Below are 24,690 nucleotides of genomic sequence, written 5' to 3' on the forward strand. Positions count from 1 at the left end.
ACTGGATTGTCATCTTGAAGAACAGGCAAAAAAAGACCCCGGCCAATGGACCGGGGTCTTTTCACACCACTTGGAATATCAGTGCTGGTTGCCCAGCTTGTGTTCCAGGTAGTGGATGTTGACGCCGCCTTTGCAGAAGCCTTCGTCGCGTACGAGGTCGCGGTGCAGCGGGATGTTGGTCTTGATCCCGTCGACCACGATTTCGTCCAGCGCATTGCGCATGCGCGCCATGGCTTCGTCACGGGTCGCCCCGTAGGTGATCAGCTTGCCGATCAACGAATCGTAGTTCGGCGGAACGGCATAACCGCTGTACAGGTGCGAATCGACGCGAACGCCATTGCCGCCCGGGGCATGGAAATGCTTGACCGTGCCTGGGCTTGGCATGAAGGTTTTCGGGTCTTCGGCGTTGATCCGGCATTCCAGTGCGTGACCGCGGATGACCACGTCATCCTGGGTAAACGACAGCTTGTTGCCGGCGGCGATGCTGAGCATCTCCTTGACGATGTCGATACCCGTGACCATTTCCGAAACCGGGTGCTCCACCTGAACACGGGTGTTCATTTCGATGAAGTAGAAACGACCGTTCTCGTACAGGAACTCGAAGGTGCCGGCGCCGCGATAGCCGATGTCGATGCAGGCCTTGACGCAACGCGCCAGGACTTCCTCGCGAGCCTGCTCGTCGATGCCCGGTGCCGGCGCTTCTTCGAGGACTTTCTGGTGACGACGTTGCAGCGAGCAATCGCGGTCGCCCAGATGGATCGCATGGCCCTGCCCGTCGGACAGCACCTGGACTTCGACGTGGCGTGGGTTGGTCAGGAATTTTTCCAGGTAGACCATCGGGTTGCCAAACGCTGCGCCCGCTTCGGAGCGGGTCAGTTTCGCCGAGGAAATCAGGTCTTCTTCCTTGTGTACCACGCGCATGCCACGACCACCGCCGCCGCCAGCGGCCTTGATGATCACCGGATAACCAACTTCGCGACCGATGCGCAAAGCGGTTTCTTCGTCTTCAGGCAGCGGGCCGTCGGAACCCGGAACGGTTGGCACGCCCGCAGCGATCATGGCGTGTTTGGCCGAAACCTTGTCGCCCATCAGGCGGATGGTGTCGGCTTTCGGACCAATGAAGGCAAAACCGGAGTTTTCGACCTGTTCGGCGAAGTCGGCGTTTTCCGCCAGGAAACCGTAGCCCGGGTGAATGGCGGTGGCGCCGGTCACTTCGGCAGCGGCGATGATCGCCGGGATGTGCAGGTAGGAGTGCGCAGCCGACGCCGGACCGATGCAGACGGATTCGTCTGCCAGGCCCAGGTGCATCAGTTCTTTGTCGGCCTTGGAGTAAACGGCGACGGTCTTGATGCCCATCTCTTTGCAGGCACGCAGAATCCGCAGGGCGATCTCACCGCGGTTAGCGATCAGAACTTTTTCCAACTTCGCAGTCATCAAAGGCTCTCCGCGGTTCAAACGATGGTGAACAGCGGTTGGTCGTACTCAACCGGCTGGCCGTCTTCGACGAGGATGGACTCGATCACACCGCTGGTTTCAGCTTCGATGTGGTTCATCATCTTCATGGCTTCGACGATGCACAGGGTGTCGCCTTTCTTCACGGTCTGGCCGACTTCAACGAAGGACGGCGAGGATGGCGAAGACTTGCGATAGAACGTGCCCACCATTGGCGAACGGGCAACAGTGCCGTTGAGCGCTGGCGCAGCCGGTGCGGCTGGCGCGGCTGCGGCAACCGGCGCTGCTGCTGGAGCAGGCGCGGCGGCTGGAGCATGCATCGGTGCCGGTGCATAGAACTGCTGGGCCGGGGTCTTGCTGTGGCGGCTGATGCGTACGGACTCTTCGCCTTCCTTGATCTCAAGCTCGTCGATGCCGGACTCTTCCAGCAATTCGATCAATTTCTTAACTTTACGGATATCCATGAATCATCAACTCCCAAGGGTCGGTCAGGGGCGTTTAACGCTTGTTTTCAAGCTGTCGCCTGTCTTTCAAGCTGCTCTAGAGCGGCCTCCAGGGCCAGTCGGTAACCGCTGGCGCCAAGGCCGCAGATCACTCCCACCGCTACATCGGAGAAGTAAGAGTGATGGCGGAAAGGTTCGCGTTTGTGCACGTTAGACAAATGCACTTCGATGAATGGGATGCTCACCGCCAGCAGCGCGTCACGTAATGCGACGCTTGTGTGTGTAAAAGCTGCTGGATTGATCAAAATGAAGTCCACGCCTTCGCCACGCGCGGCATGGATACGGTCGATCAATTCATATTCGGCGTTGCTTTGCAGATAGAGCAAATGATGGCCGGCGGCGCGGGCCCGCTGTTCCAGGTCCTGGTTGATCTGGGCCAGTGTCACAGCGCCATAGACGCCCGGTTCACGGGTGCCCAGCAGGTTCAGGTTGGGTCCATGCAGGACCAATAGGGTCGCCATCTGCTGTTCCTTGTTATCTGTGAGCAGGTATCAGAACCTGGCGACTATGCCGCAAAGCCTTTGTGACTGTCCAGTTCTCTGCAATAGCCAGCACGATGACCGATGTTTGCGCGAAATTTGTGACCATGGTCTCTGATCCGGTCATACGGTTGCAAACCGCACCCCGTGGGGGCATCAATTCCAGGGGCCCCTCGAATCAATGTGAGCGAGCTTGCTCGCGATGGCGGCGGCACATCCAGCATCGAAGCAAGCTGACCCACCGCTATCGCGAGCAAGCCCCCATAGTGCTTCATGCAGTCTGTGGCGCTAAACCCGAAAGGCCTGCACGGCGGTGTGCAAACGTCCGCCCAGCACCAGCAGATTGTCACCCTGTTCCCGCCCCTGTCCGATGCGCAGCAGGTTGTCGCCGCCCAGTTGGTGAATCCGCTCGCTGTGATCGCGGATTTCGCTGACGGCGCCGCTTTGTTGGGCGGTGACGTCGGCGATGCGTACTGCCGTGTCGGAGATGGTCTGGATGGCGCCGACGATCTCATCCAGCGCGCCGTCGGCCGCTTGCGCCTGGTTGGCGGTGGCTTCGGCGTGTTCGACCTGGGCGCGCATGCCGTCCACCGATTGGCGTGCGGCCTGTTGCAGACGGGCGATCAGTGTCTGGATTTCGGCGGTGGCACCGGCCGTGCGTTGGGCCAGGGAGCGGACTTCCTCGGCCACCACCGCGAAACCCCGGCCCATTTCCCCGGCGCGGGCCGCTTCGATGGCGGCGTTGAGGGCCAGCAGGTTGGTCTGGTCGGCAATCGAGCGAATCACCGTCAGCACGCCACCGATGGTGGCCGACTCCTCGGCCAGTTGTTCGATCATCTGCGCGTTGCCTTGCACTTCGCCCACCAGCGCATGCAGACCGGTGAGGCTCAGGCCAATGACCTTCTGCCCTTGTTCCACGGCATGCCCGGCGCTGCGGCTGGCGTCTGCGGCCTGGCTGGCATCGCCGGCCACCTGCTGGATCGTCGCTTCCAGTTCGCTGAGGGAGTCGCGGATCAGCGCCGTGTCGCTGGCCTGATCCTCGGCGCCGCTGTGCAGCTCGCCACTCAACTCGGCCAGGGTACGGCTGCTGCCGGCGACCTGTTCGGCGTTCACCCGAATGGTGCCCACCAGATCCACCAGATAAGCCCGCAGGCGATTGAGCGACGCTTCGATGTCTTGCAGTTCGCGGTTGCTGGCGCCCACGTGGATGTCACGGCTGAAATCCCCTTCGGCCCAGGTCGACAGGGCCGGCGCCAGGTGCGTCAAGGTCCGCGCCAGGCGTCGCTGCAAGGTGTCGATGAGCAGGGCGATCAGCAGGATCAGGCCAATCATTACCCCTTGGATCAAGCGAACCTCTCCCTGAATCTGCCCATGCTGGGCGCGCACCGCTGGTTCCATGGCATCGATCGCCTGTTGTACATCGGCGATTTTCAGGTGCGTGGCGCTGCTCAGTTCGGTGCGTTTCTGGATCAGTTCACGGGTGCGGGCCAATTCTGCCGGGTAACGACCGAGCAGGCTGTTTAGCTCGCGCTTGAGGGCGATGCCCGCATCTTCGGCGGCGGTTTTTTCCTGGATTTGCAAACCCATCAGCGCGGCGAAATCATCGCTGCCTGATTCGCTGCTGGCGGTGACGCCCAGCAGTGGCAGGTTGTCGAGGCGTTCGGCCTCCACACGGATGCTCGCCAGTTCCCGCTCGACGTCGGCGGCCAATTCGCTGCGGCCACTGCTGACCAGTTTGTCCCGCGTGAGGGATAGGCGGCCCAGGTGCTGCGACGCGGCAAACAGCGCGGGCAAGTAGGCCGGGGCGCCATTGGCGTATTGGGCCAGTTGATCGAGGCTGGCGCTCAACTCTCGTTCGGCCTGTAGCAGCAAGGCCTGCGGATCACCGGCCAGTTTGCCGGCGGCCAGCAGATCGGTCTTGCTGAAGCTGTCGAGGTTCGCCAGGCTCGGGCGCAGGGTCTTGGCCATTTCCGGGGGAAATTGATCCAGGTCTTTTTGCAGGGTTTCCAGCGCCTGGGTGGCGGTGCTCAAGCGCAGGGCATCGCCGCTGGCCAGATAGTCCTCGATGTTGCGCGCCACTTCGCCCTGGAATTGTTGCGACAGGCCCAGGTAGCGCTCCATCAGCAGATAGGGTCGCTCCAGGGCAATCTGCGACCACCACAGCGTGGCGCCGAGGCCGAGGCACACGGTAACTAAAAGAAGGGTATTGAGATTGGTCAGCAGCTTCAGGCGCATCAAGTGTCTACCAGGGGCAGAATCGTAAGCGCTTGAAGTTATTGCGTTTGCGTTACAGGTTTATGACCGAATCGGTCGATTCCGATGAAAAGGTGGCACTTTGCTTTGATTGGCGGGCGCTCTGTATCCGGTTGCGCCCGGCATGCTTGGCGCGATACAGCGCTTCATCCGCCTGGCTGGCCATCATCAGGCTGTCGGAGTCATCGCTCATCTCCACCACGCCGGCGCTGAAGGTGCACCACAAATCATGGGGCTGGGCTGGATAGTGGATTTCGGCAAAGCGCTGGCGAATTTCATCCAGCACTTTGCAGGCGGCGTCGATGTCGGTGTCGGGCATGACGATGGCGAACTCTTCGCCGCCGTAACGGCCGATGAAGTCGGTCTTGCGCAGGCGTTGCTTGAGAAACAGCGCCAGGCTCTTGATCACCCGGTCGCCCATGGGGTGGCCGTGGCTGTCATTGACCCGTTTGAAATGGTCGATATCGAGCATGGCAAAGCTCAGGGGCTTGCCTTCGCGACGAGCGCGAAAGCTGCAATCCTCGAGCAGTTGCAGGATATGGGTGTGGTTGTACAGGCCGGTGAGGCTGTCGCGCACCATCCGCGCCTTGAGGTTGCGTGCCCGGGCGGCACGGTTGCGCACCGTGGTGATCAGGTGCCGGGGCTTGATCGGTTTGGTCAGGAAGTCGTCGCCACCTTCGCTCATGGCATCGAGTTGCTTGTCCAGGTCGTCTTCGGCGGACAGGTAGATGATCGGCACGCTGACGTAGCGGTCGTTGTGACGTATCACCTTGGCCAGTTCCGTGCCGGTGCAGGCCGGCATGTACATGTCGAGAATGATCAGGTCGGGTTGGAAGTCCGCGAGTTCGGCCATGGCCTGGATCGGCTCGATCAGCGTGCGGGTGATGATGCCGGCGCTATTGAGCAAGCGTTCGGTATGCATGGCCTGGGCACGGGAGTCATCGATGATCAGCACTTTGTACGGATCGTACTGGGCAACGCAGGTCAGCACTTCGATCTTTTCCAGCAGGCTCGAGGCTTCGAGGGTGCCGGTGAGAAACTCCTGCCCACCGGCACGCACCGCGGCCAGGCGTGTCGGCGTGTCGGTTTCCAACAAACTGAAGAACAACAGCGGCAGCGGCTGCTCCAGGCCTTCCTGGGCTTCGGCGGCCAGTTTCAGGCCCGCGCCGGGTCCGCTGAAATCCACATCCATGACAATCGCCGCCGGCAGGCGCTCGACCATGGAGGCGCGGAACCCCGCGACGCTGTCCAGCGCCTGGGCGCCGAGGCCGAAGAACTCCAACTGCTTGGCCAGGCGCTCGGCGCGGTCATGATCTTGCAGCAACACGTAGATGGGTTTGCGCAGCGGCGGCAGGAAGGTTTGTTCGAGTTGGTCGCCATGACGCAGGCCGGTACGCGACAAGCGCTGCATCAAGCGGTTGATTTCGGTGATCAGGTGGCTGCTCAGGCGCCCACGATTGGCGTCCACCGCTTGCAGTGACTGGCTGATGCCTTGGGCCAACTGGGCGTGCTCGGGCTGTTCGAAGCGCTCGGCAAAGCGCAGCAGGCGCAGGTTGGCTTCGCTGAGCTCCGACAGGTCGGTGCTTGACCACTCACTGCGTTGCAGGCGCTGCCAAATCTCCAGGATCTGACGAGCCTGATGAATTACCCGCTGGGCAAAGTGGTGCTTGAGGCGCTCACGGCTGGGGTCTTCTGGCTCGGTCATATCCTGACTACTAGTTAGGGTGCATGCTGAGATCGACTGGTGGCTCTATGCTAGCACCTCTTTTCCTCTGCATGAGTGTCATACGTCAATATTCTGTCCAGTCGCGAAATTCAGTTTGTGACTGACCAGTCTCGTAGGCCGATGGCAACGCTTCCTTTATAGTGCTGTTCGATTGCCCTGTCGCGCCCGGCATGATGGGCGCCGCATTATCGCGTTTCAAATCAGGCACGATGGCGTAGGGTTGTGGTCGAACCGAGAACTCAAGTGATTGAAGGGATATCACCATGCTGGACTGGAAAAACCGCGCGGGCAGCGCGCCTGAACGTGCCGCCGAGCCGAAATCGGACACCCGCAGCTACCTGGGTGGGCTTTTTTTCAGCCGCGCACTGGCGACGCTGATCGGCCTTTACCTGCTGGTGACCATTGCCGTCGGCTGGTATTGGAGCCAGGAGCCCGCGCTGTTCCCTGTGCAGCAGAACGCCCAGGCCGCAGCCGAGAAAGATGGCCGGCAGATGGTGGTGGGCTACACCACGGTCGAGACGCTCAAGACGGTGGCCGGGACCCTGCTGAGCAAGCCGGGTGGCTACATCTCCAACGACCGCTTCCCACCTGGCCTGTGGATGGACAACATGCCGAGCTGGGAATACGGCGTGCTGGTGCAGGTCCGCGACCTGAGCCGTGCCCTGCGCAAGGACTTCGCCCGTTCCCAGTCCCAGTCCGCCGAGGACGCCGACCTGGCCAAGGCCGAACCGCGCTTCAACTTCGACAACCGCAGTTGGGTACTGCCCTCCAGCGAATCTGAATACCAGGAAGGCATCAATTCCCTGAGCCGCTATCAGGCGCGTCTGTCCGACCCAAGCCAGAAAAGCGCACTGTTCTACGCCCGCGCCGACAACCTGAACAACTGGCTCGGGGATGTCGGCACTCGCCTGGGTTCGTTGTCCCAGCGTCTGTCGGCCAGCGTTGGCCGGGTCAAGCTCAACACCTCGCTGAAAACCGAAGTCCCGGCCCCGGGCCAGGTGCCACAGGTGGATGAAGAAGTGGTCGAGACCCCGTGGCTGCAAATCGATAACGTGTTCTATGAGGCCCGTGGCCAGGCATGGGCGTTGTCGCACCTGCTGCGCGCCATCGAAGTGGACTTCGCCGATGTCCTGGCGAAAAAGAACGCCACGGTCAGCGTGCGGCAGATCATCCGTGAACTGGAAGCGTCCCAGGAACCGGTCTGGAGCCCGATGATCCTCAACGGCAGCGGCTTCGGTGTATTGGCGAACCACTCGCTGGTCATGGCCAACTACATTTCCCGAGCCAACGCAGCGGTCATCGACTTGCGGCAACTGCTGAACCAGGGTTGATTCATGAGCGAAAGCCCCCGGGAGGTCGCCCATCGAGTGGCCTCGGATGCCGAGCTGATTGCGTGGGTCGATGAGCAGGACAACCTGCTCGGCAGCCTGGTGCGTTCAGAGCTGCGCGAGCGTGGCCTGATCGGACGCGGCACCTACATCATGCTGTTCAATTCGTCCGGTGAGCTGTGTGTTCATCGGCGCACCCTGAGCAAGGCCATCTACCCTGGTTTCTGGGACGTGGCGGCGGGCGGCATGGTCCAGGCCGACGAGACCTACGCCGAATCGGCTGCCCGTGAACTGGCGGAAGAGCTGGGCGTGAGCGGCGTGGAACTGACCGCACACGACCATTTTTATTTCGAAGACCCTGGCAGTCGCCTGTGGTGCTCGGCGTTCTCGGCGGTGTGGGACGGCCCGCTGGTGCTGCAGCCTGAAGAAGTCCTCGAAGCGCGTTTCCTGCCCCTCGAACAGGTGCTTGATGAAATCCAGCGCAAGCCTTACTGCCCGGACTCTCTGGCGGCGCTTGAACGCTATTTGCGGGTCCATGGCGGCAGCGTCGCAAAGAAGCTATAAATTGGCGCTGATTGGCCCTTAGCAAGTCGGCTTTTTGCCGTTACACTGCGCGACTTTTCAAGCTGAACCGTGTCTGCGGTCCAGTAGCGCTGCCCCTGCCTGAGTGGGGTTTCGCGGTCGAGGCACATTCCCCCTCGACCAGTCTTTGTCCTCCCGAGAGGATTGCCGGTGGCCAAAAAAGCCGCATCCTTCGCCGCCCTGGGCGGCCTGGTATTTTCTACCGACGCCGGTCGTCATTGCCCTGATTGCCGTCAGCCGGTGGATGCCTGCATCTGCAAACAGACCGCCATCCCTGCCGGTGACGGCATAGCGCGCGTGCGCCGTGAAAGCAAAGGTCGCGGCGGCAAGACGGTGACCACGATCACTGGCGTGCCGTTGGCCGAAGACGCGCTCAAGGAGCTGGCCACCACGTTGAAGAAACGCTGTGGCACCGGTGGTGCGTTGAAAGACGGCATCATCGAGATCCAGGGCGATCACGTCGAGCTGCTGCTGGCGGAACTGGTCAAGCACGGCTTCAAGGCAAAGAAATCCGGCGGCTAGCAGCCTCTGTGAAAACCACCCTCGGCTTGACCCGAATCCAACGTTCGAGGTCGCCCGCATGGTTTTCACAGAGCCTGTTCTGAACGGGTTTCTAAACTCATCGCTGGGAGCAGGGTCTACCTTGCTAACAGGCAATTCGTCATTTTCACTCTCTAGACTGCCCCAGCCTCCGACCGGATGGTGCATTTTGACTTCTTTATAGGGGACTTCGATGTCCGTACGACGCACACGCAAAGACGATGGCAGCCAATGGACAGTTGCGGACAGCCGCAGTGTTTACGGGATTCGCCATTGGGGGGCCGGGTATTTCGCGATCAATGAAGCCGGTCGCGTCGAAGTCCGTCCGAACGGTCCCGACAGCTCGCCCATCGACCTGTTCGAGCAAGTCGATCAGTTGCGCCAGAGCGGCCTGTCGCTGCCCTTGCTGGTGCGCTTCCCCGACATCCTGCAAGACCGTGTGCGCCAGCTCACCGGCGCCTTCGACAGCAACATCGCGCGCCTGGAATACCAGAGCAAGTACACCGCGCTCTATCCGATCAAGGTCAACCAGCAGGAAGCGGTGATCGAGAACATCATCGCCACCCAGAACGTCTCCATCGGCCTGGAAGCCGGTTCCAAGCCGGAGCTGCTGGCGGTCCTGGCCCTGGCGCCGAAGGGCGGGACCATCGTCTGCAACGGCTACAAGGACCGCGAATTCATCCGTCTGGCGCTGATGGGCCAGAAGCTCGGTCACAACGTCTTCATCGTCATCGAGAAAGAGTCCGAAGTCGGCCTGGTGATCGAAGAGGCCGCGACGCTCAAGGTCAAGCCGCAGGTCGGCTTGCGCGTGCGCCTGTCATCCCTGGCGTCGAGCAAGTGGGCCGATACCGGTGGCGAGAAGTCCAAGTTCGGCTTGTCGGCCGCGCAACTGCTGTCGGTGGTCGAGCGTTTCCGTGCTGCCGGCCTGGACCAGGGCATTCGCCTGCTGCACTTCCACATGGGTTCGCAGATCGCCAACCTGGCGGACTACCAGCATGGCTTCAAGGAAGCGATCCGTTACTACGGTGAGCTGCGCAACCTCGGCCTGCCGGTGGATCACATCGACGTCGGCGGTGGCCTGGGCGTGGACTACGACGGCACGCACTCGCGCAATGCCAGCTCGATCAACTACGACATGGACGATTACGCCGGTGTCGTGGTCGGCATGCTCAAGGAGTTCTGCGATGCCCAGAGCCTGCCGCATCCGAACATCTTCTCCGAAAGCGGCCGCTCGCTGACCGCTCACCACGCCATGCTGGTGGTGCAAGTGACCGACGTCGAGAAACACAACGACGACGTGCCGGTGATCGACAACAAGCAGGAACTGCCGGAAACCGTGCAATGGTTGGTTGACCTGCTGGGCCCGACCGATATCGAGATGGTCACCGAGACTTACTGGCGCGCCACCCACTACATGAGCGACGTGGCGACCCAATATGCCGACGGCAAGCTGACCCTGGCCGAAAAAGCCTTGGCCGAGCAATGCTATTTCGCGGTGTGCCGTCGCCTGCACAACTCGTTGAAGGCGCGCCAGCGCTCGCACCGCCAGGTGCTGGATGAGCTCAACGACAAGTTGGCCGACAAATACATCTGCAACTTCTCGGTGTTCCAGAGCCTGCCGGACACCTGGGCCATCGGCCAGGTGTTGCCGATCCTGCCGCTGCATCGCCTGGACGAAGAGCCGCTGCGCCGCGCCGTGCTGCAAGACCTGACCTGCGACTCGGACGGCAAGATCAAGCAGTACGTCGACGAGCAGAGCATCGAGACCAGCCTGCCGGTTCACGCTCTCAAGCCGGATGAAGACTATCTGCTGGGCATCTTCCTGGTGGGTGCCTACCAGGAAATCCTTGGTGACATGCACAACCTGTTCGGTGACACCGACTCGGTGAACATCTACCAGAACGCCGATGGCAGCGTGTACCACGCCGGTATCGAAACCCACGACACCATCGAGGACATGCTGCGCTACGTGCACCTGTCGCCGGAGGAGTTGATGACTCACTACCGCGACAAGTGCGCCAGCGCCCGTATCAGCGCCGCCGAACGTACCCAGTTCCTCGATGCCTTGCGCCTGGGGCTGACGCGTTCCTCCTACCTGTCGTCTTGATCGACTGATGCCGGTTCCGTGCCGGCGGACCTGTGGCGAGGGAGCTTGCTCCCGCTTGAGTGCGAAGCGCTCACAAAAGGGGGCTGCTACGCAGCCCAGCGGGAGCAAGCTCCCTCGCCACAGGGGCGCGTCTGTTCCACCGATTAACACCGCCCTCCAGGGCTGTCAGAAAAATACACCGCATGCTGCGGGTTTTTTCGGACAGTCCTGAAGGGCATTTTTATGTGTGCCGCCGCTGTTTCCGCACATCGGTGCGTTTAACCGGCGATGTCCTTATTTCGTGTAGTCCCTTTCCTAACTTGTACTTGGCCCCTCTACTCGGCCATGGCTCTCGGCGAGAATCCCCGACCGCCCCTCCTGTAGAGAAACGCCGATGTCCGATCCAGCCAGCGAGCCAGCCTTTCGTCTGGAGATAGCCGGTCTGCCCGAGCCTGTTGACGTCGTGGCCTTCACGGGTAGCGAAGCGATCAGCGAACCCTTCGTCTATGAAGCGCAGCTGTCGTTGCGCGACGCGAACCTGGACCTGGCGGGCCTGTTGTACCGCAGCGTCTGGTTGAGTTTCGGGGCCCCGGGCCGAGGTGTTCATGGGCAGCTTCATGAGTTGGTCCAACACAGTCATGGCGCCGGCTGCCAGGTGCGTATCGGGCCGAAGCTGGCCTGTCTGGCGCAGCGATTCAGCCAGCGGGTTTTCAGCGCCCGCTCGGTGCCGCAGATCATTCGCCAGGTGCTCAAGGCCCATGACATCATTGGCCGCAGCCTGTGCCTGGATTTGAGTGGTGATTATCCACCGCAGGATTTCTGTACCCAGTATCGAGAGTCGGACCTGCAGTTCCTGCAGCGCGTATGCGCCCAGGCGGGTATCCACTTTCATTTCGAACACACCCGGGACGGGCATTGCCTGGTGTTCGCTGATAATCCACACAGTTTTCCCCCTGCCGGTAAGGCGGTCTACGCGGACGACGACCCGATTGCCGCGGTGCGCTCGTTCAGCGTGCAAACCGATGTGTCGGAGGAGCAGGTCGCCCAGGGGCGCAGCGACTTGATGAGCCTGCACGGTGGTCAGGTGCTGAAGCTGACGGGCCATCCGTTTGCCGACTGGAACCGGCGCTGGCTGCTGACGAAGGTCGAGCACCGCGCACAGGCGGGGGGGTACGGCAATCATTTCAGGGCCATTCCCCGGGGCGTGCTGTTCGTGCCGGAGGAGGTCCCGGTAAAACCGCGCATGGTGAGCCGGCAACGTGGCTGGGTCGTGGCGGTGGACGAGCCGTCGGAGCTGGGAGCGGGGCGCGTGGCGGTGCAGTTTGACTGGCTCTACCAGGGCGAAGGCGCGAGCCCCAGTCATTGCTGGCTGCCTTTGGCGCCCGAACTGGTCCCGGGCGTGGCGGGCGCCTTGAGTGACGGCACCGAGGTGCTGGTGAGCTTTATCGAAGGCGATCCGGATCGGCCAATGATCAGTGCATTTCTGGATGCGCCTGCCTCAGTAGAGATTGTGGATGAGTCATCCACAGGCGAAACGCGTGGGCCATCGGTTGCCGATCCGTTTCTGTTGTCTGCAATCCGGGATGCCGAGCCGCTGGTCTTGTTGTGCTTGTTGCCCGAAGGCGGGCCTTTCAGCCCCTGCTCCCAGCCACTGTGCACCTGCCGTATGCTCATGCGGCGTGGCGCGAGTGTCGCTCGATGAACGCCGCGCCCCTGTCTGGATCACCGCCGCAATGGCTGCTGCTCGACGTACCGAGTGCGCCTGGCGCTGCGCGGCTGGTGCGCGCGCAGTTCGCCAAGGCCCGGTGCTTTGCCTTGTTTGAAAACACCGAGCTGCATGGGCTGCGAGAGCACGGTCCGCTGTTGGTGGATCTGCGCCATTCGCCTGCGCTGGCCAGCCTTTGTCACCTGGACCCAGGTTCCTGGCCGGGGCTGTTGTTGGTCAGCCCATCGCCTGCTGCGCAATTGCTGGCGCATCTGCGGCGCATGCTGACGGTGACCCTGGGTCTGCACCACAAAGCTTTGTTGAGCTATTACAATCCGTACATCGCCAGCTATTTCTTCGACGGTTGCGACCCTCAAGAACTCAGTTGCTGGCTGGGCCCGATCAGTTTGTTGCGCTGGTTTGGTGGCACCTGGGCCGACCGGGCGATCGGCAGCCAGGGTTGGCAACAACTGTCCAACCCTGGGCTGCCGGTGGCGGCGCTGGAGAAAGAGCATGGGCTCAGCGACCGGCAGCAGGACCAGTTGCAACGGTGCCTGCTGGAGCGTCACGCCTGGCAATGGTGCCGCTCCACCGGATGTAATTACCAGCGGCTCTGGGGGGATTTGCAGCAGGGCCTGACGCTGGGGTTTACCGAGCGGGCGGTGCTCGATGACTGGCTGTGGCTACGCCTGCAATACCCCGATGCCCGGCCAGTGCCTGGCCTGGTGGGTGGTTCGCAGCGCGAGCGGTTCGAGCATCTGCGCCGGCGCTGGCAGGGCAGCCAGGATTGAGCGTTAGTGGGCTGATGCGCCGAGCCAGCGATCGTGCCGCTGCAAGTGCCAGGCGAAAGCGCCGAGGGTCAGGCTGCGCAGGGCCATGAACAGCAGGAAGGTTATCCATAGCCCATGGTTGCCCAGCCCTTGCAGCGCCCAGGCGATGGGCAGCACCAGCAGCAGGGTCAGCAGCATGCCGTTGCGCATTTCCCGGGCACGGGTGGCGCCAATGAACAGCCCGTCGAGCAAGTAACTCCAGACCGCAATCAGCGGCAAGGCGGCCAGGTAGGGCAGGTAGTGATAAGCGGTGGCGCGCACGTCAGGAATATCGGTCTGCATGTCGATGAACAGGTGGCCGGCGAGCAGGAACAGCAGTGCAAAGCCCAGGCTTGCGATCAACGACCAGCCGCACGCCACCACCAGCGAGCGACGCAGCGCCAGGCGGTCGCGCGCGCCAATGGCATGGCCGCACAGCGCTTCGACGGCATGGGCCAGGCCGTCCAGGGCATGGGCTGTCAGCAACAGGCCGTTGAGCAGCAGGGCATTGGCCGCCACGGTCGCATCCCCCAGGCGTGCGCCTTGCACGGTAATCAGGAAAAACACCGCTTGCAGCACCAGGCTGCGGATGAAAATGTCCCGGTTCACCGCCAGTAGCGGACGCCAGCTCTGCCACACCCCCAGGGCGGCCCAGGCAATCTGTCCAGGCCAGGCGCGGAGTGTGTGACGAGCCAGGGCCAGGCCGACCAGCGCACCGGTCCACTCGGCGATCACCGACGCCCGGGCCGAACCGGTCACGCCCCAGTCCAGGCCGATCACGAACCACAGGTTCAGGGCGATGTTGATCAGGTTGGTTACCAACAGGATCGCCAGCGGGGCCCGGGCATTCTGGGCACCGAGGAACCAGCCCACCAGCGCATAACTGGCCAGCGCCGCCGGCAGGCCGAACAGCCGGGTGTGAAAGAAATCCTGGGTCAACTGGTTGAGCTCGGCGGACGGCTGCATGAAGTGCAACGCTACGTCGCTCAATGGCACGCCGACGGCAGCGAGCAGTACCGCCAACCCTATCGCCAACAGCAGCCCTTGCAGCAGCACTTGTCGCAACGCCGCCCCATCACCGCGCCCGGCAGCCTGGGCGGCGAACCCGGTGGTGCCCATGCGCAGGAAACCCATGGCCCACGCCAGCACCGTATACAAACTCGCCCCGACCGCTACCGCGCCCAACTGATGGGCATGGGGCAAATGGCCGATGACGGTACTGTCCACCAAGGCCACCAGCGGTACGGAAATGTTCGAGAGAATCATTGGCGCAGCCAGCGCCCAGACCCGGCGATGGGTAAGGCGGTCGCGCCAGTCGGTGGTCAGGTTGGACATGCGGGCTCCTTGATGGAGCGCGATTGTAGCGGGTTCCTGAATTGATCGTGCCCGGTGCGGAGGGGAACACGCAATTCTCCAAAGTGACTTCGGACTCATTGTGGCGAGGGAGCTTGCTCCCGCTCGGCTGCGAAGCAGTCGTAAAGCCGGCTGGCGCGATGTGTCTGGAAGATTGCGTCAGCCCATTTGGGGCGGCTTCGCCACCCAGCGGGAGCAAGCTCCCTCGCCACAGGTGCTGTGTCCGGCGCGGGCTCTGTGGTGGGGAGCGATCCGAGTGCTAGTGGATAATCCAGCTCAACAACCACAACCCCAGCACCAGCCAGATGATGCCCATGACGATCGAGGCCCGCATGAACGCGCGGATCGCCGAGTAAAGCAACATCAGCCCGAGGATCAGCGCGATGATGCTGATGATCGAGGTGTCCATGCCCAGGGTACGTGACAGCCCATCGACAAAATTGCCGCCGGCATTGGCCAGGGTGTTGAAGAGACCGCTGAGCAGGTCGACGATGAAACGGATCACCGAACCGAGCGCCTGGCCGAGCCATTCGAAAAAGCTTTCTGCCTGCATGTGTGCATCCTGATGGGAGGGGATCTGAGCTGAGCCGTTGGCTCCTGATTGTAGGAGCTGTAGCGGCCGAGTTGGTTCGATTATGGGGCAAACTGTCGCTTCGTACCGAGACTCTTGCCTTCCCAGGTCATCCCCCTGAAGCTATGCGCATTCAGGAGAACCCGATGAACCTTGTTGAACTGACCGAACGCCTGCATGCCATTCGTGACCGTAACGACTGGCGGCAATTCCACAGCCCGAAAAACCTCGCCATGGCCGCCAGTGTGGAAATGGCCGAACTGGTGGAGATTTTCCAGTGGCTGACCGAGGACCAGTCGCGCCAGTTGCCGGCGGACAAACTGGCCCACGCCGGGCAGGAGGTCGGTGACATCGTGTTGTACCTGTTGCTGCTTTGCAGCGAACTGGGCCTGGACATGGACGCCGTGGTGCGCAGCAAACTGGCTGACAGCGAACGGCGGTTCGGCCAATGAGCGACCGTCATTTCGATCAGCTCGCCACGCGTTTTGCCGAAAAAATCTACGGTGGGGCCAAGGGCGCGATCCGCCTGGCGGTGCTTCAGGCCGATCTGCTGGAAGCCTTGCCACAGCGTCCATTGCGCGTGCTGGACATCGGCGCCGGCCTGGGCCACATGTCGTTGTGGCTGGCCGAACGCGGTCACCAGGTGACCCTGGCCGAGCCGGCCGAGCCCATGCTCGAAGGCGCCCGCCAGCGCTTTGCCGAGGCGGGCCAGAGCGCCACGTTCATCCAGGCGCCGTGGCAGGACCTGCTCGGCCAGCTCACCGAACCTTACGACCTGGTGTTGTGTCACGCGGTGCTGGAATGGCTGGCCGAACCTCACGCGATCCTGCCAGTGCTGCATCAACTCACGGTCCCTGGCGGCTGGCTGTCCCTGGCATTCTACAACCGCGACGCGCTGGTCTATCGCAACCTGCTCAAGGGGCATTTTCGCAAGTTGCGCAAAAATGACATGGCCGGCGAAAAACAGAGCCTGACGCCGCAACAACCTCTTGATCCACGAGAGTTGGCGGCGCAACTTGAAGGCCTGTGGCAGGTCGAAAACCAGAGTGGTGTGCGGGTTTTCCATGACTATATGCCGGTAGAGTTCCAGGGCCGCGTGGAGCTTGCGCAGTTGCTGGAAATGGAACTGGCCCACCGTCGCCATCCGGCGTTTGCCGGGTTGGGACGTTATCTGCACTGGATCTGCCGTCCAGTGTGACCGGAGAGCGAAATGAAAGGTCGTTCAGGGTTGTTGATGCTGTGCCTGGGACTGGCGGCCTGCCAGGGCAGCAACCCCTATGTCGCCACGTCCAATCCACTGCCGCCGGCACCGGCCGAGGCCGCCACGGTGTTCGACCGCAGCGCTTACCCTGCGCCGCCCCGTGACTATGGGCGCTATCGCAGTTGGGCTTGGCGCGACGGGCGCCTGCCGTCGGGTTCCGCCTGGGCGGATTCGGCCCAAGTGGCCGAAGCGGTGAGCAATGCCCTGGACCAGCGTGGCCTGCGCCCGCTGCATGACAACCGGCCCGCCGACCTGTTCGTCAGCGCCGACCTGCGTCTGGAAACCCGCGTGCGCCAGGTTCGGGATGACTATGATGCCGGTTACTACGGCGGCTATAACCGTTATGACCGCTATGGCCCGGGTTATGGGATGTACCATTCGGTGCCGATGGTGCGCACGTATCAGGAGCAGGTCGTGGTGGTGCGGGTGGATCTGTTCGATGCCCGCACGGGGCAACCGGTATGGAGCGCCAGCGCCGAGACCGGCCAGCGGGGCAGTCAAAGCGAGCGCACCGATGCCATTCGTGCTGCAGTGGAAAAAGCCATGTCGGCGTATCCTCCAAGTTGATTACGCAACGGAGTAAAACCATGTTTCGCCGTCTTGCTCTACTGGCCTTCACCCTATTGTTGGGCGCTTGTGCCTCTAATCAGGTCAACCATGATTTCGACACCAGCCGCGATTTCGCGGCGTATCGCAGTTGGAGCTGGAAAGACCCGGCGCTGCAATATCGCCCCGATGACCCTCGCATCAAGAGCGACCTGACCGAACAGCGGATCCGCCAGGCGGTTGCCGATCAACTCGACCAGCGCGGCTTGCGTCCGGCGGCTGGCGGGCATGGCGATGTGCTGGTCCAGGCCTATTTGATCGTCGAGGACCGCCAGCAGCAGGTCACCACCCACTACGGCGGCGGCTGGGGCGGCCCCTGGAATGGCTATTGGGGCGGGCCGATGTACAACGAAACCCGCAACATCAGCTACAAGGTCGCCACCGTGCAGATCGACCTGCTCGATGGCAAGGACGGCAAGCTGGTGTGGCGTGGCAGTGACGAACAACTGCTCAGCAACTCCCCCAACCCGGCTGACCGCAACACCGCCGTGCGCGAGACGGTTGGGCGGATCCTGTCCAACTACCCGCCGCGCTGAGCACGGCGAATTCAAGATGGGGGGAGGCTGAGCCACTGCCATCGCGAGCAAGCTCGCTCCCACATTAGGGGGGGCTGCTCAGGTCACCGGCCGCCACTCTCCCACCATATGCTCCAGCGCCCCGGCCCCCACCAGTTGCAGTTGCCCACTGGACCCCGCCGCGCTGGACAGCAGGGTCACTTCGCTGGGCAGGCGTACCGGTTTCTTGAAGGTCACCTCGATCTCGATGTTGGCCTCGGGCAAGTGATCATCCAGCGCCGCGAGGGTCCTGGCCTTGTTCCACAGGCCATGGGCGATGGCGGTGGGGAAGCCGAACAACCGGGCGCTGATGCCGCTCAGGTGAATGGGGTTGTAGTCGCCAGACACTTTGGCATATTGCCGCCCGATGTCTGCCGGTGCAGTCCAGTGCGCGACTTCAATCAAGGGCAGGCTGGCCTGCGGTGAGTCCTCCACAAGTGCCCCGTCGAGCTGGACGCCTTTGCAAAGCATCTGGCTCTGGGCCTCCCATAGCGGCCCCAACTGGTCATCGAGGCGGGTCACCAGGTCGAATACCGCGCCCTTGGGGTGGGCTTGAAGATTCTCGACATTGACGCTGGCACGCACTTGGCCAACCCCGCCCATGGGCCGCAATAGACGAATGCGGTTGCTCAAGTGGATCAGCCCCAGCAGTGGAAATGGAAAATTCCGCGCGGTGAGCAATTGCATTTGCAGGGCAAACGCCAAGACGTGGGGATAGGTCGGCGGCAGCAGTCCGTTATCGACGAACCCGCAGACTTTGCGATAGGCCGCCAGGCGTTGCGGGTCGACCTGAAGCACTTGACGCAGCCCTTCCTCGGGCAGGGTCGTTCCGGTGACCTTGCGCCGTGTCGCCGCTTTCGAATAAAGCCCGGACATGGAGGGCGGGCTGCTGACTTCATGCCATTGGATCGTCATGGTCACGCTCCCAGAAGGCTTTGCCCGCATACCCGCAGGGCCTGGCCGGTCACGGCACCCGTGCCCGGTTGCGCCAGCCATGCAACGGCTTCGGCGACATCCTGGGGCAGGCCGCCCTGGCCCAGGGAACTCATGCGCCGCCCGGCTTCGCGTAGCGCGAAGGGAACCTCGGCGGTCATGCGCGTTTCAATGAAACCCGGCGCCACGGCGTTGATGCTGATGCCCCGTGGTTGCAACAACGGTGCCCAGGCCTGGGCCAAGCCGATCAGCCCGGCCTTGCTCGCCGCATAGTTGGTCTGCCCACGGTTGCCGGCAATGCCGCTGATGGAGGCCAGCAGAACGACGCGGCCATTGTCGTGCAGGGTGCCGCTGTCGAGCAGGGCCTTGGTCAATTCTTGCGGGGCATTGAGGTTCACGGCCAGCACCGCGTCCCAGAATTCCGGGGTCATGTTGGCGAGGGTCTTGTCCCGGGTGATGCCGGCGTTGTGCACCAGGATATCGACGCCGTCGGGCAGGTGCTCGATCAGCTGTGCCGCGGCATCTTGGGCGCAGATGTCCAGCGTGACGCTGCGCCCGCTCAAGCGAGCCGCCAGGGCGTCGAGGTCGGTCTTGGCCTGCGGCACGTCCAGCAGGATCACGTCGGCGCCATCACGGGCCAGGGTTTCGGCGATGGAGGCGCCGATCCCGCGGGCTGCACCGGTGACCAGTGCCTTGAGCCCAGTCAGTGGTCGGGTCCAGTCCTGGACCTGGGTGTCACAGGCGTTGAGGCGAATGACCTGCCCGGAGATGAAGGCGCTCTTGGGCGACAGGAAAAACCGCAGTGCACCTTCCAGCTGGGCTTCGGCGCCGTCGCCGACGTACAGCAGTTGCAGCGTCCCACCGTGGCGCAGCTCTTTGGCCAGGGAACGGCTGAAACCCTCCAGCGCCCGCTGGGCACTGGCGGCGAATGGGTCGGCAAGACTTTCCGGCGCGCGACCGAGGATGACGACATGGGCGCTGTGGTCGAGGTTTTTCATCAGCGGCTGGAAAAATTCCCGCAACTGCTTGAGCTGGTCGATCTGCAGCAAATGGCTGGCGTCGTACACCACCGCCTTGATTTTCGGGCCATGGCCGGGGATCCACTCGGTGGCCAGGGTCGGCTCGCCGCCATAGATGAAAATGCTGTCGGTCAGGCGCTTGGCAAACGTGCCGATCTGTTCGGTCAACGGCCCGCCGCCCAGCAGCAATGCGCCTTCGATCGGCCGCAGGCGCCCGGCCTGCCAGCGTTCCAGGCGCACCGGCGATGGCAGGCCGAGGGACCCGACCATGCGCCGGCCAATGGGCGAATTGGCGAAGTCGATATAACGGTCAGACATGGAACACACTCCGGCTGATGAGGTTCCAAGTGTGGACCATGATTGGCAATCAGTCGTTCGATTGGCGAGATAAAGCCTAAGCTTGAGCGGGAGCGCTTTTTCCAGGGCACCGAATTCCTGTGAGAGCAAAGTTTGCTCCCACAGCGTTCGGTTGAGTCTTCATAGGGCACTAGACCTACACAGGGGAGTTCTTCATGACACAACTACGCCGCGTCGCGATCATCGGTGGTAACCGCATTCCGTTCGCCCGCTCCAACGGGGCCTATGCCACCGCCAGCAACCAGGCGATGTTGACGGCTGCCCTCGAGGGGCTGATCGAACGCTACAACCTGCATGGCTTGCACATCGGCGAAGTGGCTGCCGGTGCGGTGCTCAAGCACTCCCGGGATATGAACATGACCCGCGAATGCGTGCTCGGCTCGCGGCTGTCACCGATGACGCCGGCCTATGACGTACAACAGGCCTGTGGCACCGGGCTGGAAACGGTGCTGCTGGTGGCCAACAAGATCGCCCTGGGGCAGATCGACAGCGGCATAGCCGGCGGCGTCGACACCACCTCGGATGCACCGATCGCGGTCAATGAAGGCCTGCGCAGGATCCTGCTGCAAGCCAATCGCGCCAAGACCACCGCCGACAAGATCAAGACCTTCCTGCAACTGCGTCCCCAGCACCTCGTCCCCGACCTGCCGCGCATCAACGAACCGCGCACCGGCCTGAACATGGGGGAGCATTGCGAATTGATGGCCCAGACCTGGCAGATCCCCCGGGAGGCGCAAGACCAGTTGGCCCTGGAAAGCCATCAGAAAATGGCCGCGTCCTATGCCGAAGGTTGGCAGAACGACTTGATGACACCGTTTCTTGGCCTGACCCGGGACAACAACCTGCGCCCGGACCTGACCCTGGAAAAACTCGCTGCCCTCAAGCCGGCCTTCGAAAAAAGCGCCAAGGGCACAATGACGGCGGGCAACTCCACGCCACTGACCGATGGCGCTTCGTTGGTGCTGCTGGGCAGCGAAGAGTGGGCCAAGGCCCGAGGCCTGCCGATCCTGGCGTACCTGCGCGACGGCGAAACGGCGGCGGTGGATTTCGTCAATGGCGCCGAAGGACTGTTGATGGCCCCGGTCTACGCCGTGCCGCGGTTGCTGGCGCGCAACGGCTTGACCTTGCAGGACTTTGATTACTACGAGATCCATGAAGCGTTCGCCGCCCAAGTGTTATGCACGCTGAAGGCCTGGGAAGACCCGGACTACTGCAAGACGCGCCTGGGCCTCGACGCGCCACTCGGGTCCATCGACCGCAGCCGGTTGAACGTCAAGGGCAGTTCCCTGGCCGCCGGGCACCCGTTTGCCGCCACGGGCGGGCGCATTGTCGCCAACCTCGCCAAGTTGCTTGATGCCGCCGGGCGAGGTCGCGGCTTGATCTCCATCTGCGCCGCCGCAGGCCAGGGGGTGACGGCGATTATCGAGCGTTGAGGACCGCGCCGTCCTGGCGGGACGCCAGTTCCCGGTGATGGCTGGCGTAGCGCTCGGCGAGGATCGAGCAGACGATCAACTGCAGCGGGTGATAGATCATGATCGGCAGCAGGATCAGCCCCAGGCCGGGATGGTTGCCGAAAATCAACGCCGCCATGGGCACTCCGGCGGCGAGGGATTTCTTGCTGGCACAGAACACCGCGGCAACCTCATCGGCGCTGCTGAAGTGCAGGGTGCGGGCGGTGCGGGTGGTCGCCCACAAGATGATCGCCAACAGTACGGCACTGCCAAGCACTGCGCTCAAGAGCACACCGTGGCCTTGCTGTTGCCAGATGCCGGATACCATCGAGTTGCAGAACGCCGCGTAGACCAGCAGCAGGATCACCAGCTTGTCGATGATGCTGGTGTAGCGTTTATACCGACCGAAAAAGCCGGCCAGCCAACGCCGCAGGAACTGCCCCAGCACCAGTGGCAGCAGCAACATCAGGCACAGGTCGAGCAAGGTTGACCCCAGGTCGATACCTCCGGCGCCGCTGCCGACCACGAAACTGACCAGCAGCGGTGTCAGGAAAATCCCCAGTACGCTGGACAGGCTCGCGTTGAGAATCGCCGCCGGCACGTTACCTTTTGCACTGCCAGTCAGGGCCACCGAGGAAGAAATCGTCGAGGGCAGGGCGCACAGGTAGAAGAACCCCAGCATCAACAGCGCAGGCACATGGCTGCCGACTAGCCAGTGGCTGATCAGCCAGATCAATGGAAACACGCCAAAGGTGAAACCCTGCACCATCACATGCAGGCGGATGTTCTTCAAACCGTGGCGGATCTGTTCGCCGGACAGGTTGACCCCGTGCAGGAAGAACACCACGAAGATGCCGATGTTGACCACCCATTCGGCATGCATGGCACCGCCCGTGGCGCCAAAGGTGGGAAAGAAGTACGCCAGCAGCGTGGCGAGCACCATGCCGCACAGGAACCAGTCGGTCACCATGCGTTTGAGGTGTCTGAGGATATGCATAGGGCACCGCAAGTTGTAAGAAAAGTCGACTTAGCCTAACGTCGTCCTCACTAGTCGTCTTGCGACATAAGGCCAATCAATGCCGCCTAACGGACACCAGCAGCTGGAACGACGTATCCCCGACCTGGCGCAATTGCCGAGGCCGCTGTATGCCCGCGTCGAAAGCTTGAGCGCCGGTTCCTGGACGCAAGCCCATCGTCATGACTGGGTGCAGTTTTCCTACGCCATCAGCGGCGTTCTCGGCGTACACACCGCCGCGGGTAGCTTCTTTGCCCCGCCACAACGGGGCATCTGGATCCCGGCCGACCTGGAACATCAGGTGGTGACCTCCACCCGGGCGGAAATGCGCAGCCTGTATGTCCATCGTCACGCCTGCCCCTGGGCCGATGAACGCTGTCGGGTGCTGGAAGTCACGCCACTGGCCCGTGAGTTGATCAAGGTGTTCTGTCAGCTTCCGGTCGATTACCCGCAAGGCGATACCCAGGAACAACGGTTGGTGCAGGTGTTGCTGGACCAACTGGCGACCCTGCCGGAAGTGGGATTCTCCCTGCCGCTGCCGCGACATGCCCGTCTGCTGGGGCTGTGTAACGAGTTGATCGAACAGCCTGAGCAGAACGTCACCTTGCACGCCTGGGCTGAGCGTCTGGGTACGTCGGAAAAAACCCTGATGCGCCTGTTTCAGCGCGAGACCGGCCTGAGCTTTCGCGCCTGGCGCCAGCGCATGCGCCTGTTGTCGTCCCTGGGGTCGCTGGAGCAGGGCGACAGCGTCACCAGCGCTGCGTTGTCCTGTGGGTATGATTCAACGTCCGCGTTCATTGCCGCGTTCAAGGGGATGTTCGGCTTTACGCCGGGGGAACTGTTCAAGCATTGAGTCGTCGCATCGCTTACAACCGACGGTAGGCACGGCTGTCAGCTCTTGTCGCAAATGCCTTCGCATTCAGTTGCCAACGCCAAGTCCGGTCTCGGCTATGATTCGGCTCGGTCGATTAATCAGGCACATTGTGTGCATCGCAAGTTCATAGGTCGGCAACCCCTCCCCGTGGAGGAAGGATTGCCGTATAACGACTGTCATTCGCGTGTTTGGTAATAAAGGACCCACAATAAAAGCTGATGAAGACTCCAAAACGCATTGAACCCCTGATCGAGGACGGTCTGGTCGACGAGGTGCTGCGCCCACTCATGAGTGGTAAAGAAGCAGCTGTTTATGTGGTGCGCTGCGGCAACGAGCTACGTTGCGCGAAGGTCTACAAGGAGGCGAACAAGCGAAGTTTTCGTCAGGCGGCCGAATATCAGGAGGGCCGCAAGGTCCGCAACAGCCGTCAGGCCCGGGCCATGGCCAAGGGCTCGAAGTTCGGGCGCAAGGAAACCGAGGACGCCTGGCAGAATGCCGAAGTGGCGGCACTGTTCCGCTTGGCCAGCGCGGGTGTGCGCGTGCCCAAGCCGTACGACTTCCTTGAAGGCGTGCTGCTGATGGAACTGGTGGCCGACGAGTACGGCGATGCAGCGCCGCGTCTGAACGACGTGGTGCTGGAGCCGGACCAGGCCCGTGAATATCACGCCTATCTGATTTCCCAGATCGTGCTGATGCTGTGTACCGGTCTGGTGCACGGCGACCTGTCGGAGTTCAACGTCCTGCTCACGCCGACCGGGCCGGTGATCATCGACCTGCCTCAGGCCGTGGATGCGGCGGGTAACAACCATGCTTTCAGCATGTTGGAGCGGGACGTGGGCAACATGGCGTCCTACTTCGGCCGGTTCGCTCCGGAGCTCAAGCGCACCAAGTACGCGAAGGAAATGTGGGCGCTGTATGAAGCCGGCACCTTGCATCCGGCCAGTGTGTTAACCGGCGAGTTCGACGAGCCGGAAGAGCTGGCGGATGTCGGCGGGATCATGCGCGAGATCGAGGCCGCGCGCCTGGACGAGGAACGTCGCCAGGCCGTCCGCGCCGCCGATGATGCCCCGCCGGGCAAAGCTGAAGAGCCGCCTCCGCCTTGGATGCAATGATCGGTTGACCAGAAACCCGGCCAAGGCCGTAATGCTGTTCACTTGAGGCCATCGACAAACCCGTGGCGAGGGAGCTTGCTCCCGCTGGGCCGCGAAGCGGCCCCCTAACCCTGCCAAATGC

General features: G+C 62.4%; 23 protein-coding genes. 13 read left to right on the forward strand and 10 right to left on the reverse strand.

The features are described 5' to 3' along the window. Window positions 1–78 precede the first annotated feature (78 nt). The 5 genes from accC to BLT00_RS14965 all read right to left on the reverse strand — a co-directional run bounded on the left by accC (window position 79) and on the right by BLT00_RS14965 (window position 6,392). The gene (gene accC / locus BLT00_RS14945; protein WP_003197421.1) at window positions 79–1,434 is read right to left on the reverse strand and encodes an acetyl-CoA carboxylase biotin carboxylase subunit; all 1,356 of its coding nucleotides are present in this window, start codon (window positions 1,432–1,434) and stop codon (window positions 79–81) included. A 17-nt stretch (window positions 1,435–1,451) separates the two neighbouring features. Next, window positions 1,452–1,916, reverse strand: coding sequence for an acetyl-CoA carboxylase biotin carboxyl carrier protein (accB, locus tag BLT00_RS14950; RefSeq protein ID WP_003197423.1), 465 nt, complete (start codon window positions 1,914–1,916; stop codon window positions 1,452–1,454). A 47-nt stretch (window positions 1,917–1,963) separates the two neighbouring features. Further along, window positions 1,964–2,416, reverse strand: a complete 453-nt coding sequence (aroQ, locus tag BLT00_RS14955) for a type II 3-dehydroquinate dehydratase (protein WP_063323112.1) — start codon at window positions 2,414–2,416, stop codon at window positions 1,964–1,966. Between the two features lie 306 nt (window positions 2,417–2,722). Beyond that, on the reverse strand, window positions 2,723–4,669 hold the full coding sequence (locus BLT00_RS14960; RefSeq protein WP_092147076.1) for a methyl-accepting chemotaxis protein: 1,947 nt from the start codon (window positions 4,667–4,669) through the stop codon (window positions 2,723–2,725). Between the two features lie 52 nt (window positions 4,670–4,721). Beyond that, a complete protein-coding gene (locus BLT00_RS14965) occupies window positions 4,722–6,392 on the reverse strand; it encodes a GGDEF domain-containing response regulator (RefSeq protein WP_092147078.1) in 1,671 nt (556 codons plus the stop codon). Window positions 6,393–6,676: 284 nt separating this feature from the next. On the opposite strand from BLT00_RS14965, the gene BLT00_RS14970 reads away from it, so the two are divergent. The 6 genes from BLT00_RS14970 to BLT00_RS14995 all read left to right on the forward strand — a co-directional run bounded on the left by BLT00_RS14970 (window position 6,677) and on the right by BLT00_RS14995 (window position 13,445). Beyond that, complete coding sequence (locus BLT00_RS14970; protein WP_003197431.1) at window positions 6,677–7,744, forward strand: DUF2333 family protein; 1,068 nt, start codon at window positions 6,677–6,679, stop codon at window positions 7,742–7,744. Window positions 7,745–7,747: 3 nt separating this feature from the next. Continuing rightward, window positions 7,748–8,305: an NUDIX hydrolase gene (locus BLT00_RS14975; RefSeq protein WP_063323109.1), complete on the forward strand. Its 558-nt coding sequence runs from the start codon at window positions 7,748–7,750 to the stop codon at window positions 8,303–8,305. Window positions 8,306–8,473: 168 nt separating this feature from the next. Continuing rightward, window positions 8,474–8,845: a translation initiation factor Sui1 gene (locus BLT00_RS14980; RefSeq protein ID WP_003197435.1), complete on the forward strand. Its 372-nt coding sequence runs from the start codon at window positions 8,474–8,476 to the stop codon at window positions 8,843–8,845. A gap of 211 nt (window positions 8,846–9,056) precedes the next feature. Next, a complete protein-coding gene (gene speA, locus BLT00_RS14985; protein ID WP_014336393.1) occupies window positions 9,057–10,970 on the forward strand; it encodes an arginine decarboxylase in 1,914 nt (637 codons plus the stop codon). Window positions 10,971–11,343: 373 nt separating this feature from the next. After that, window positions 11,344–12,651, forward strand: coding sequence for a type VI secretion system Vgr family protein (locus BLT00_RS14990; protein WP_092147080.1), 1,308 nt, complete (start codon window positions 11,344–11,346; stop codon window positions 12,649–12,651). Further along, a complete protein-coding gene (locus BLT00_RS14995; protein ID WP_092147082.1) occupies window positions 12,648–13,445 on the forward strand; it encodes a DUF4123 domain-containing protein in 798 nt (265 codons plus the stop codon). Before BLT00_RS14990 ends, BLT00_RS14995 begins: the two co-directional genes overlap by 4 nt. A gap of 3 nt (window positions 13,446–13,448) precedes the next feature. On the opposite strand, the gene BLT00_RS15000 is transcribed toward BLT00_RS14995, so the two are convergent. Further along, complete coding sequence (locus BLT00_RS15000; protein WP_092147084.1) at window positions 13,449–14,798, reverse strand: MATE family efflux transporter; 1,350 nt, start codon at window positions 14,796–14,798, stop codon at window positions 13,449–13,451. A 277-nt stretch (window positions 14,799–15,075) separates the two neighbouring features. Next, window positions 15,076–15,369, reverse strand: coding sequence for a hypothetical protein (locus tag BLT00_RS15005; RefSeq protein WP_018607618.1), 294 nt, complete (start codon window positions 15,367–15,369; stop codon window positions 15,076–15,078). A 164-nt stretch (window positions 15,370–15,533) separates the two neighbouring features. Between BLT00_RS15005 and BLT00_RS15010 the strand changes: the two genes are divergently transcribed. From BLT00_RS15010 to BLT00_RS15025, 4 genes are read left to right on the forward strand one after another with little or no spacing between them, the layout of a single operon-like run. Further along, window positions 15,534–15,839 carry a MazG-like family protein gene (locus BLT00_RS15010; RefSeq protein WP_003186192.1) on the forward strand — a complete coding sequence of 102 codons (306 nt, stop codon included), beginning with the start codon at window positions 15,534–15,536 and terminating at the stop codon, window positions 15,837–15,839. After that, window positions 15,836–16,585, forward strand: a complete 750-nt coding sequence (locus BLT00_RS15015; RefSeq protein WP_063323105.1) for a methyltransferase — start codon at window positions 15,836–15,838, stop codon at window positions 16,583–16,585. The genes BLT00_RS15010 and BLT00_RS15015 overlap by 4 nt, the downstream gene beginning before the upstream one ends. Before the next feature lie 12 nt (window positions 16,586–16,597). Next, the gene (locus BLT00_RS15020) at window positions 16,598–17,215 is read left to right on the forward strand and encodes a DUF4136 domain-containing protein (RefSeq protein ID WP_092147086.1); all 618 of its coding nucleotides are present in this window, start codon (window positions 16,598–16,600) and stop codon (window positions 17,213–17,215) included. Window positions 17,216–17,235: 20 nt separating this feature from the next. Beyond that, window positions 17,236–17,790 carry a DUF4136 domain-containing protein gene (locus tag BLT00_RS15025; RefSeq protein WP_092147088.1) on the forward strand — a complete coding sequence of 185 codons (555 nt, stop codon included), beginning with the start codon at window positions 17,236–17,238 and terminating at the stop codon, window positions 17,788–17,790. A 78-nt stretch (window positions 17,791–17,868) separates the two neighbouring features. On the opposite strand, the gene BLT00_RS15030 is transcribed toward BLT00_RS15025, so the two are convergent. Together BLT00_RS15030 and BLT00_RS15035 are read right to left on the reverse strand one after the other, a co-directional pair. Then, a complete protein-coding gene (locus BLT00_RS15030; RefSeq protein WP_092147090.1) occupies window positions 17,869–18,723 on the reverse strand; it encodes a MaoC family dehydratase in 855 nt (284 codons plus the stop codon). Between the two features lie 2 nt (window positions 18,724–18,725). Then, entirely contained in the window at window positions 18,726–20,078 is a 1,353-nt protein-coding gene (locus BLT00_RS15035) for a 3-oxoacyl-ACP reductase (protein ID WP_092147091.1), read from the reverse strand. A gap of 194 nt (window positions 20,079–20,272) precedes the next feature. On the opposite strand from BLT00_RS15035, the gene BLT00_RS15040 reads away from it, so the two are divergent. Next, window positions 20,273–21,550: an acetyl-CoA C-acetyltransferase gene (locus BLT00_RS15040; RefSeq protein WP_063323100.1), complete on the forward strand. Its 1,278-nt coding sequence runs from the start codon at window positions 20,273–20,275 to the stop codon at window positions 21,548–21,550. Here the strand turns inward: BLT00_RS15040 and BLT00_RS15045 are convergent. After that, window positions 21,537–22,565, reverse strand: a complete 1,029-nt coding sequence (locus BLT00_RS15045) for a bile acid:sodium symporter family protein (protein ID WP_092147093.1) — start codon at window positions 22,563–22,565, stop codon at window positions 21,537–21,539. The genes BLT00_RS15040 and BLT00_RS15045 overlap by 14 nt on opposite strands. Before the next feature lie 79 nt (window positions 22,566–22,644). Between BLT00_RS15045 and BLT00_RS15050 the strand changes: the two genes are divergently transcribed. Further along, the gene (locus BLT00_RS15050; protein WP_072340309.1) at window positions 22,645–23,436 is read left to right on the forward strand and encodes an AraC family transcriptional regulator; all 792 of its coding nucleotides are present in this window, start codon (window positions 22,645–22,647) and stop codon (window positions 23,434–23,436) included. A 239-nt stretch (window positions 23,437–23,675) separates the two neighbouring features. Next, entirely contained in the window at window positions 23,676–24,569 is an 894-nt protein-coding gene (locus BLT00_RS15055) for a PA4780 family RIO1-like protein kinase (protein ID WP_079301706.1), read from the forward strand. Window positions 24,570–24,690 lie beyond the last annotated feature (121 nt).

The organism is Pseudomonas sp. NFACC51, from assembly GCF_900103575.1.
Taxonomy (GTDB): domain Bacteria; phylum Pseudomonadota; class Gammaproteobacteria; order Pseudomonadales; family Pseudomonadaceae; genus Aquipseudomonas; species Aquipseudomonas fluorescens_Q.

What these genes read in the sequence shown, in the direction of transcription:
- aroQ (WP_063323112.1), bottom strand. Translation starts at nt 2,416, where the DNA reads ATGGCGACCCTATTGGTCCTGCATGGACCCAACCTGAACCTGCTGGGC.
- BLT00_RS15005 (WP_018607618.1), bottom strand. Translation starts at nt 15,369, where the DNA reads ATGCAGGCAGAAAGCTTTTTCGAATGGCTCGGCCAGGCGCTCGGTTCG.
- BLT00_RS15010 (WP_003186192.1), top strand. Translation starts at nt 15,534, where the DNA reads ATGAACCTTGTTGAACTGACCGAACGCCTGCATGCCATTCGTGACCGT.
- BLT00_RS15055 (WP_079301706.1), top strand. Translation starts at nt 23,676, where the DNA reads ATGAAGACTCCAAAACGCATTGAACCCCTGATCGAGGACGGTCTGGTC.
- BLT00_RS15045 (WP_092147093.1), bottom strand. Translation starts at nt 22,565, where the DNA reads ATGCATATCCTCAGACACCTCAAACGCATGGTGACCGACTGGTTCCTG.
- speA (WP_014336393.1), top strand. Translation starts at nt 9,057, where the DNA reads ATGTCCGTACGACGCACACGCAAAGACGATGGCAGCCAATGGACAGTT.
- BLT00_RS15015 (WP_063323105.1), top strand. Translation starts at nt 15,836, where the DNA reads ATGAGCGACCGTCATTTCGATCAGCTCGCCACGCGTTTTGCCGAAAAA.
- BLT00_RS14970 (WP_003197431.1), top strand. Translation starts at nt 6,677, where the DNA reads ATGCTGGACTGGAAAAACCGCGCGGGCAGCGCGCCTGAACGTGCCGCC.
- BLT00_RS15030 (WP_092147090.1), bottom strand. Translation starts at nt 18,723, where the DNA reads ATGACGATCCAATGGCATGAAGTCAGCAGCCCGCCCTCCATGTCCGGG.
- BLT00_RS15025 (WP_092147088.1), top strand. Translation starts at nt 17,236, where the DNA reads ATGTTTCGCCGTCTTGCTCTACTGGCCTTCACCCTATTGTTGGGCGCT.
- BLT00_RS15040 (WP_063323100.1), top strand. Translation starts at nt 20,273, where the DNA reads ATGACACAACTACGCCGCGTCGCGATCATCGGTGGTAACCGCATTCCG.
- BLT00_RS14960 (WP_092147076.1), bottom strand. Translation starts at nt 4,669, where the DNA reads ATGCGCCTGAAGCTGCTGACCAATCTCAATACCCTTCTTTTAGTTACC.
- BLT00_RS15020 (WP_092147086.1), top strand. Translation starts at nt 16,598, where the DNA reads ATGAAAGGTCGTTCAGGGTTGTTGATGCTGTGCCTGGGACTGGCGGCC.
- BLT00_RS15035 (WP_092147091.1), bottom strand. Translation starts at nt 20,078, where the DNA reads ATGTCTGACCGTTATATCGACTTCGCCAATTCGCCCATTGGCCGGCGC.
- BLT00_RS14965 (WP_092147078.1), bottom strand. Translation starts at nt 6,392, where the DNA reads ATGACCGAGCCAGAAGACCCCAGCCGTGAGCGCCTCAAGCACCACTTT.
- BLT00_RS14995 (WP_092147082.1), top strand. Translation starts at nt 12,648, where the DNA reads ATGAACGCCGCGCCCCTGTCTGGATCACCGCCGCAATGGCTGCTGCTC.
- BLT00_RS15050 (WP_072340309.1), top strand. Translation starts at nt 22,645, where the DNA reads ATGCCGCCTAACGGACACCAGCAGCTGGAACGACGTATCCCCGACCTG.
- accC (WP_003197421.1), bottom strand. Translation starts at nt 1,434, where the DNA reads ATGACTGCGAAGTTGGAAAAAGTTCTGATCGCTAACCGCGGTGAGATC.
- BLT00_RS15000 (WP_092147084.1), bottom strand. Translation starts at nt 14,798, where the DNA reads ATGTCCAACCTGACCACCGACTGGCGCGACCGCCTTACCCATCGCCGG.
- BLT00_RS14990 (WP_092147080.1), top strand. Translation starts at nt 11,344, where the DNA reads ATGTCCGATCCAGCCAGCGAGCCAGCCTTTCGTCTGGAGATAGCCGGT.
- accB (WP_003197423.1), bottom strand. Translation starts at nt 1,916, where the DNA reads ATGGATATCCGTAAAGTTAAGAAATTGATCGAATTGCTGGAAGAGTCC.
- BLT00_RS14975 (WP_063323109.1), top strand. Translation starts at nt 7,748, where the DNA reads ATGAGCGAAAGCCCCCGGGAGGTCGCCCATCGAGTGGCCTCGGATGCC.